Genomic DNA, 8,016 nt, shown 5'->3' on the forward strand with positions numbered 1-8,016 from the left:
CCTGGAGCCGTCCACCGGCAAGATCCTCGCGATGGCGTCCACCCCCTCGTACGACCCCTCCTCCTTCGCCGGCTACTCCGGCGACGACGAAGACCTGGAGCGCGAAGGCGCCGGACAGGCCCATGGCGAGCAGCTTGCCGAACGGGTCCCGGGCGGCGAGGGCGGTGCGGACGCCGCGCTCGATGATCAGGCCGTAGAGCAGCAGGAAGGCCATGACGCCGGCCAGTCCGAGCTCCTCGCCGACGGTGGCGAAGATGAAGTCGGAGTTGGCGGCGAAGCCGATGAGGTCGGAGTTGCCCTGGCCGAGGCCGGTGCCGAGGATGCCACCGGAGCCGAACGACATCAGGACCTGGCTCATCTGCTGGCAGGCGGCGGAGCCTTCGACCGCGCAGGCGAAGGGGTCCTTCCAGGCGTCGACTCGGGCCTGGACGTGGCCGGCGAAGGAGGCGACGCCGACGGCGCCGGCGACCGACATCAGCAGACCCATGACGATCCAGCTGGTCCGCTCGGTGGCGACGTACAGCATGATCACGAACATGCCGAAGAACAGCAGCGAGGTGCCGAGGTCGTTCTCGAAGACCAGGATGAGGAGGCTGACGGCCCAGATCGTGAGGATCGGGCCGAGGTCGCGGCCGCGCGGCAGGTAGAGCCCCATGAAGCGGCGGCTGGCCAGGGCGAGCGCGTCGCGCTTCACCATCAGGTAGCCGGAGAAGAACACCGCGAGGACGATCTTGGCGAACTCGCCGGGCTGGATGGAGAAGCCGCCGACGTTGATCCAGATCTTGGCGCCGAAGACGTCCGAGCCGAGGCCGGGGACGAGCGGCAGCAGCAGCAGGACGAGGGCGGCCACCATCGAGATGTACGTGTAGCGCTGCAGGACGCGGTGGTCCTTCAGGAGCAGCAGCACGCCGACGAACATGGCGATGCCGATCGCCGAGTACAGCATCTGCTTGGGGGCGTCCGGGCTGAAGCTCTTGTACAGCCGCATCGACTGGGCGATCAGCCGCGGCGACTGGTCCAGTCGCCAGATCAGCACCAGGCCGAGGCCGTTGAGCAGGGTGCCGAGGGGGAGCAGCAGCGGGTCCGCGTAGGGCGCGAACTTGCGCACCACGAGATGGGCGACGCCCGCGAGCAGGCCGAGGCCCAGCCCGTAACCGGCCATGCCCGGGGGCACCGTGCCGTCCAGCGCCAGGCCGACGTTGAGGTACGCGAACACCGGGATGACGACGGCGAACGCGAGCAGCGCAAGCTCGGTGTTGCGGCGGCTCGGCGCCTCGATGGCGCCGATGGTGGTCGTGTTGGTGACAACGCTCATGGTGGTGAAAGGCCCCCTACGGGTGCTTACTGCTTGCCGCAGTTCGAGGCCAGCTTCTGCTCGTCCTCCGAGAGGGTGGGGCCCGGGGAGGGAGCGGCTGCYGTGGGCTTGGTGGACGGTGCGGTCGAGGGCGCCGCGGTGCCGGTGGTGGGCGGCGGCGTGCTCGCCTTGTCCGCGGCGTCGGCGGCGGCCTTGCGGCGCTGCTCGGACTTCTTGCAGGCGGAGGCCTGCTGCGACAGTTCCTGGATCTTGGTCTGCGCCTTGGGGAGGTTGCCGCCCGCGATCGTGTCCTCGACCTGCTTCCGCTGGTAGGCCGGGAGGTACTTGAGTTCGATCTCGGGGTGGTCCTTCTCCACCTCCGACAGCGAGACCCAGGCCAGGTCCTGGCTGATGCCCCGGTACAGCGCGACGTGCTGGTCCTTGGAGCCGACGTAGTACTGCGTCTGCGTCCAGCGGTAACCGCCGTACAGGCCGCCGCCGATCACGGCGACGGCGAGCAGCAGGAAGAAGCTCCGCTTCAGCCACCTGCGGCCGGTGCGCGGCTTGTCGAAGTCCTCGTCGGTGTAGGCGCCGAAGGAGCCCTGCGGCGGCATCCCGCCGTAGCCGTGGTCACCGCCGCCGCCGCTGCCGGGCGGGCCGAACCCGCCCGCCGGGGGCTGCTGGTGGGGCGCGGTGCGGCCGAGGCCGGAGGCGCGGCCGGCGGGGGTCTGCATGGCCCCGCCGTCGTTCAGCTGGGCCGCCTGGTTCTCGGCGACCGCGCCGACGATGACCGGGGTGTCGCTGAGGTGTCCGGCGAGGGTGTCGCCGCCGTCGACGTCGAGGACGTCGGCGACGATCACCGTGATGTTGTCGGGGCCACCGCCGCGCAGCGCGAGCTGGATCAGCTCCTGCACGGTCTCCTGCGGGCCGTGGTAGCTGGCGAGGGTGTCCTCCATCGTCTGGTGAGAGACGACTCCGGACAGCCCGTCGGAGCAGATCAGGTAGCGGTCGCCGGCCCGGACCTCACGGATCGACAGGTCGGGTTCGACGTGGTCGCCGCTGCCCAGCGCGCGCATCAGCAGCGAGCGCTGCGGGTGCGTGGTGGCCTCTTCCTCGGTGATCCGGCCCTCGTCGACGAGCCGCTGGACCCACGTGTGGTCCTGGGTGATCTGCGTCAGCACCCCGTCCCGCAGCAGGTACGCGCGGGAGTCGCCGACGTGGACGAGGCCCAGGCGCTGGCCGGTCCACAGCAGGGCGGTGAGCGTGGTGCCCATGCCCTCCAGCTGCGGGTCCTCCTCGACCATCATCCGCAGCTGCTCGTTGGCGCGCTGAACGGCGGCACCGAGCGAGGTGAGGATGTCGGAACTGGGGACGTCGTCGTCGAGCGTGACGAGGGTGGAGATCACCTCGGAGGAGGCGACCTCACCGGCGGCCTGGCCGCCCATGCCGTCGGCGATCGCGAGGAGACGGGGCCCGGCGTAGCCGGAGTCCTCGTTCCCCTCGCGGATCATGCCCTTGTGCGACCCGGCGGCGAAGCGCAGTGACAGACTCATGCGCACCTGCCCTGTCGACGCTGCGTCGGGGTACAGCCGGTCTCGAGCCACACTGCCCACCCTCCGGTCGGGAGCCCGTGCCGGTCCGCGGTCCGGACCTGCCGGTCCGCCGCGCGGCCCTTCGTGGGGACCACCTCGGCCCGCTCGCTCCGCTCGCTCATTGTCGTACTACTTCCGCAGCTCGATGACGGTCTTGCCGATGCGGATCGGCGCGCCCAGCGGAATCGGCGTCGGGGTGGTGAGACGGGTCCGGTCGAGATACGTGCCGTTGGTGGACCCGAGATCCTCGACGATCCACTGGCCGTCCCGGTCCGGGTAGATCCTGGCATGCCGGCTGGAGGCGTAGTCGTCGTCCAGCACGATCGTCGAATCGTGGGCCCGTCCCAGCGTGATGGTCTGCCCCTGCAGGGCGACCGTCGTGCCGGTGAGGGTGCCCTCGGAGACGACCAGCTTGGTCGGGGCGCCACGGCGCTGCCGTCCTCCGCCGGCGTTCTGCTGGCCACGCTGCTGCGGCGGTGCCGCGGCGGCCTGGCGTGCGTTCTGCTGCGGCCGGGTGTCCTGGCGGCGCGAACCGCGCTGCGTGACACGTGTGCCGAACAGGTCGCTTCGAATGACCTGGACGGCCACGATCACGAACAGCCACAGAACGGCCAGGAAACCCAGCCGCATGACCGTCAGGGTCAGCTCTGACATTGCCCCCGCTTCACCCTTCGGCTTGCCGGTAAACGATGGTGGTGCTGCCCACGACGATCCGCGAGCCGTCGCGGAGCGTAGCGCGGGTGGTGTGCTGCCCGTCCACCACGATGCCGTTGGTGGACCCGAGATCCTGGATCGTCGAGGGCGTTCCGGTACGGATCTCGCAGTGCCGGCGGGAGACGCCGGGATCGTCGATCCTCACGTCCGCGTCGGTGCTGCGGCCAAGGACCAGAGTCGGGCGGGAGATCTGATGGCGGGTGCCGTTGATCTCGATCCAGCGCCGCACCTGGGCGCCGGACGTGGTCTGGGGACCGGGGCCGCCGGCCGCGGGACGGCCGGAGTGGGGCCCCTGGCCGGGGCGCTGCGCGCCGCCGGGGACGCCCGGCGGCGGGGCCGCGGGCATCGGCGGGGCGCCGGCCGGAGGGTAGCCGTAACCGCCGGCGGGGCGGCCCTGCTGGGCACCGCCGGCCGGGGCCTGCGGCTGTGACGTACTCGACGCGAGCGTGCGGCTGCGGACCCGGTACAGACCGGTGTCCAGGTCGTCGGCCTTCTCCAGGTGGACCTTGATCGGGCCCATGAAGGTGTAGCGCTGCTGCTTGGCGTAGTCCCGGACGAGGCCCGAGAGCTCGTCGCCGAGCTGGCCGGAGTACGGGCTGAGGCGCTCGAAGTCGGGCGTGCTCAGCTCCACGATGAAGTCGTTGGGGACGACGGTCCGCTCGCGGTTCCAGATCGTCGCGTTGTTGTCGCACTCGCGCTGGAGCGCGCCGGCGATCTCGACGGGCTGGACCTCGGACTTGAAGACCTTGGCGAAGGTGCCGTTGACCAGACCTTCGAGACGCTGCTCGAAACGCTTCAGGACTCCCATGGGGCACCTCCTCCGTCGTTGCCGTCCTGGTACTGCTTACTGATCGTATCCACGCGTCGGGAAATCGGCTGGTTCCCCTTCTCTGCCCTGTGGACGAGTGTCACCTCTCACAGACCTTCCCCATGGATCGTAGGGGCGGCCCCTGGACAGTGTCCCGCACCCGGGGAGCCGACAGGGGGAGCGGGGGCGAAACGCTTCAGGACTCCCATGGGGCACCTCCTCCGTCGTTGCCGTCCTGGTACTGCTTACTGATCGTATCCACGCGTCGGGAAATCGGCTGGTTCCCCTTCTCTGCCCTGTGGACGAGTGTCACCTCTCACAGACCTTCCCCATGGATCGTAGGGGCGGCCCCTGGACAGTGTCCCGCACCCGGGGAGCCGACAGGGGGAGCGGGGGGGGAAGCGGCGGGGGGTCCGGGGGCGGTCCGTCCACTTCCTCCCGATACCGGTCTGCTTCTGTCCGTCTCTCTTCTTTCTTGTGGTTCCTGTGGTTCCTGCCGCGCCGTTCCGGCCGAGGCGGACTCCGGCGGCGCCGTCGGGTCGCCGGCCGCGGCCGGGACCGTGACGGCCTGCCGGTGGTGCGGATGTGACGCGGGACACCCTGAAGAGGGTGCGGGGCAGGCCGCGGTGGCCGCCGCGACGCGGCGGGGATCCGCGCCCCGGCGCCCGCGTGCCGCCGCTTCCGTGCCGGCGTCCGCCCGCCCCGGTCTTCCGTCCCGTCTCCGTGTGCCGCTTCACGTCTCTCCATCTGTTCGCCGGAAGAGGGCCCGAAACAAACGGATGTGATTCCACGGTCTGCGACGTGCTAATCTTCAGATGTCGCCAGGCGGTCGCACCGAAGAGGTGAGGAGCCGGGAGACACACCCAATGCGCGGGTGGCGGAATAGGCAGACGCGCTGGATTCAGGTTCCAGTGCCCGAAAGGGCGTGGGGGTTCAACTCCCCCCTCGCGCACCAGACGGAAGCCCCGTAGGTCATCGACCTACGGGGCTTCCGCGTTGTCGGCGTCACATGCGACCTTCGTCGCACCGGGGCGAGACGAAAGAGAGCGGCGTCCTTCGCGGGCGCCTGCCTAGGGTGCGGGCGTGGACGCGTCTTCGAGGATCAGGGCCCAGGTGGCCGCCGGCCGGCGATGGTTCGTGGTGCCCGGGATGTGGTCGCGCCGCAGGACCGCCGGCGAGGCGGTGCTCGCGGTGGTCATGGCGCTGCTGGCCGCGGGCACCGAGGAACTGCTGGGCGGCGAGGGCGGGCAGCTCGTCCTGGTCGCCGTGGCGGCCGCCCTGCTGTCGTTGCTGCGGCGCCGGTTTCCGGCGACGGCCCTGATCGTGACGGCGGGACTCGCACCGCTGGTACCGGGCTTCGGCGTGCTGCTGATCCTCGTCGGCTGGTCCGCGGGGCGCTATGTCCCGGGCGCGGGGCGGGCGCTGGCGGTGTTCACGGTCGCGTACGCGGTGAACCTCGGGGCGACCGTGGTCGAGTCCTGGGACCTGCACCGCGTGCTGAGCGTCACCCTCCTGTCGACCCTGTACTTCCTGGCGACGACGCTGGCGCCCGGCCTGGCCAACCGGTACTGGACCCAGCGCCGCACCCTGCTGCACGCCCTTCAGGAGCGCAACGCCCAGCTGCTGCGGGAGCGGGTGATGGTGGCGGGTCAGGCGCGGCTGCGGGAGCGTCAGCGGATCGCCCAGGACATGCACGACAGCCTCGGCCACCAGTTGGCGCTGATCTCGGTGCACACCGGGGCCCTGGAGGTGGACCGGGAGCTGACCGACCGGCAGCGTCAGGCGGTCGGCGTGCTGCGCAACGCCTCGGTGACGGCCATGCACMAGCTGCGCGAGGTCGTGGGCATCCTGCGGGACGGTGTCGAGGCGCCCGCCGAGCCGGACCTGGTGCCGGTGCGGGCGGGCGACGAGTCGGGGCGGGCGGCGCGGGGGACCGCCGGCATCGAGGGGCTGGTGGAGGCGGCCCGGGCCGCCGGGAACCGGGTGGAGCTGCGGCGCCTCGGCGAGTACCAGCCGCTGCCGCCGGCCGTGGACCACGCCGCGTACCGCGTCGTCCAGGAGTCCCTGACCAACGCCTACAAGCACGCTCCGGGGGCGCAGATCGGGGTCGAACTGCGCTACGAGCCGGACGCCTTCGTCGTCGAGATCGTCAACGAGCCCGCCGCGGAGGCGCCCAGGGACGTCGTCAGCGGGGGCCAGGGGCTCACCGGGCTGCACGAGCGGGCGCGGCTGGTGGGCGGCATGGTCCACGTCGGCCCGGTGGACGGCGGCGGCTTCCGGGTCGCCGGGGTGCTGCCGTACGGGGTCGTGGAGGCCGCGCCTTTGGTCGACGCGGCCGACGACTTCCGGCAGCAGTCGACGGCCCCCGTGGCACGCGACGGTGGACGGGTTCCGGTCGGACCGACCGACTGGACCCTGACGGAGCGGGAGTTGGCCATGGCGATGCGCGGGGGCAGGAGCAGGAGCGGCGGGGTCGCGCTGGGGTGCGGGATCGCGTTCGCGGCGGTGGTGCTGCTGCTGGTCGCGGCCGGGTTCGGCCTGTACTTCATGGTGGGCTCCATGAAGGAGGGCATGATCGAGCCCGCCCAGTACGAGGCGGTGCGGGTCGGCACGTCCGAACAGGAGGTCCGTGACCGGCTTCCCTCCGGGGACACGATCGTCACGACGGGTCTGCACGGCAAGGGGCCGCAGGAGCCGGCCGGGTCGTCGTGCCTGGTGCTGATGTCCTCCGAGGTGGGCGAGGACCTCGACACGGAGCCGGTTTTCCGGTTCTGCTTCAAGGACGGCAAGCTGATCGAGAAGAAGTCGTACGAGGTCAAGCGCTAGCGCTTGCCGCACCCGTGGTCGGCAGCCGGTGGGGAGTAGCTGTGGCAGGGCAGCGCATCAGGGTCGTGATCGCCGATGACGAGCCGCTGATCAGGGCGGGGATCCGGATGATCCTCACCTCGGACCCGGAGATCGAGGTGGTCGCGGAGGCCGCGAACGGCCGCGAGGTGATCGAGCAGGCGAGGGCGCACGCCGCCGAGGTGGTCCTGCTCGACATCCAGATGCCGGTCCTCGACGGGCTGTCCGCGCTGCCGGAACTGCGCAGGGCGGCGCCCTCGACCCGGGTGATCGTGCTGACCACCTTCGGGGAGCGGGAGAACGTCCTGCGGGCGCTGGAGCACGGCGGCGCCGGGTTCCTGCTGAAGGACACGGCGCCGGCCGAACTGATCCGGGCGGTGCGGGCCGCGGCGGCGGGTGACGCCTACCTCGGCGCCTTCCACGCCCCCGAACCCCACGACCTGCGCGTCGACGTCGTCGGCTCCGGCCCCAGCGCCCAGGTCCTCGCCCAGACCCTCCACGACAAGGGAGCCGGCGCCCTCGACGTCCGCACCGTCGCCGACCGCGAGACCGCCGTCGCCGCCCTGCGCGGCCTGTCCTCCTCCGGCGCCCGCAGGACGTTCTCCCGCTCCCCGAAGGTGGTCAGCACGATCACCCGGGTCGAGGGCGCCGCCCTGCGCAGTTCCGGCAGCGCGGACAGCCCGTCGAGGACCGGCATCTGGATGTCGAGCAGGACCACCTCGGCGGCGTGCGCCCTCGCCTGCTCGATCACCTCGCGGCCGTTC

The 8,016-nt window shown here is 71.4% G+C and carries 6 protein-coding genes, 1 tRNA gene and 1 pseudogene; 3 read left to right on the forward strand and 5 right to left on the reverse strand.

Features of this window, described 5'->3' with window-relative positions; translation table 11 throughout:
* From EAO71_RS19085 to EAO71_RS19100, 4 genes are all read right to left on the reverse strand, one after another.
* A partial coding sequence (locus tag EAO71_RS19085; RefSeq protein ID WP_147979388.1) for an FtsW/RodA/SpoVE family cell cycle protein occupies positions 1 to 1,315 on the reverse strand: 1,315 nt, incomplete at its 3' end.
* A gap of 26 nt (positions 1,316 to 1,341) precedes the next feature.
* Positions 1,342 to 2,847, reverse strand: coding sequence for a Stp1/IreP family PP2C-type Ser/Thr phosphatase (locus EAO71_RS19090; protein ID WP_147978815.1), 1,506 nt, complete (start codon positions 2,845 to 2,847; stop codon positions 1,342 to 1,344).
* Between the two features lie 168 nt (positions 2,848 to 3,015).
* Positions 3,016 to 3,540 (reverse strand): FHA domain-containing protein FhaB/FipA, encoded by a 525-nt coding sequence (locus EAO71_RS19095; protein ID WP_147978816.1) that lies wholly within the window; start codon positions 3,538 to 3,540, stop codon positions 3,016 to 3,018.
* A gap of 10 nt (positions 3,541 to 3,550) precedes the next feature.
* Entirely contained in the window at positions 3,551 to 4,408 is an 858-nt protein-coding gene (locus tag EAO71_RS19100) for an FhaA domain-containing protein (protein WP_147978817.1), read from the reverse strand.
* Positions 4,409 to 5,276: 868 nt separating this feature from the next.
* On the opposite strand from EAO71_RS19100, the gene EAO71_RS19105 reads away from it, so the two are divergent.
* From EAO71_RS19105 to EAO71_RS19115, 3 genes and pseudogenes are all read left to right on the forward strand, one after another.
* Positions 5,277 to 5,363: transfer RNA gene (locus tag EAO71_RS19105), tRNA-Leu, on the forward strand.
* Between the two features lie 194 nt (positions 5,364 to 5,557).
* Entirely contained in the window at positions 5,558 to 7,234 is a 1,677-nt protein-coding gene (locus tag EAO71_RS19110) for a sensor histidine kinase (RefSeq protein ID WP_147979389.1), read from the forward strand.
* Between the two features lie 41 nt (positions 7,235 to 7,275).
* Positions 7,276 to 7,662 (forward strand): annotated as a pseudogene (locus EAO71_RS19115) (response regulator); the annotation flags it as partial.
* Here the strand turns inward: EAO71_RS19115 and EAO71_RS38915 are convergent.
* Complete coding sequence (locus EAO71_RS38915) at positions 7,656 to 8,003, reverse strand: response regulator (protein WP_315986603.1); 348 nt, start codon at positions 8,001 to 8,003, stop codon at positions 7,656 to 7,658. The pseudogene EAO71_RS19115 and the gene EAO71_RS38915 sit on opposite strands and share 7 nt — an antisense overlap.
* Positions 8,004 to 8,016: the final 13 nt, after the last annotated feature.

Origin of the sequence: Streptomyces sp. MS191, assembly GCF_008042125.1 — a bacterium.
Lineage (GTDB): Bacteria > Actinomycetota > Actinomycetes > Streptomycetales > Streptomycetaceae > Streptomyces.

Excerpts from the sequence above, each read along its gene's own strand:
- EAO71_RS19100 (WP_147978817.1), bottom strand. The coding sequence starts at position 4,408 with ATGGGAGTCCTGAAGCGTTTCGAGCAGCGTCTCGAAGGTCTGGTCAAC.
- EAO71_RS19095 (WP_147978816.1), bottom strand. The coding sequence starts at position 3,540 with ATGTCAGAGCTGACCCTGACGGTCATGCGGCTGGGTTTCCTGGCCGTT.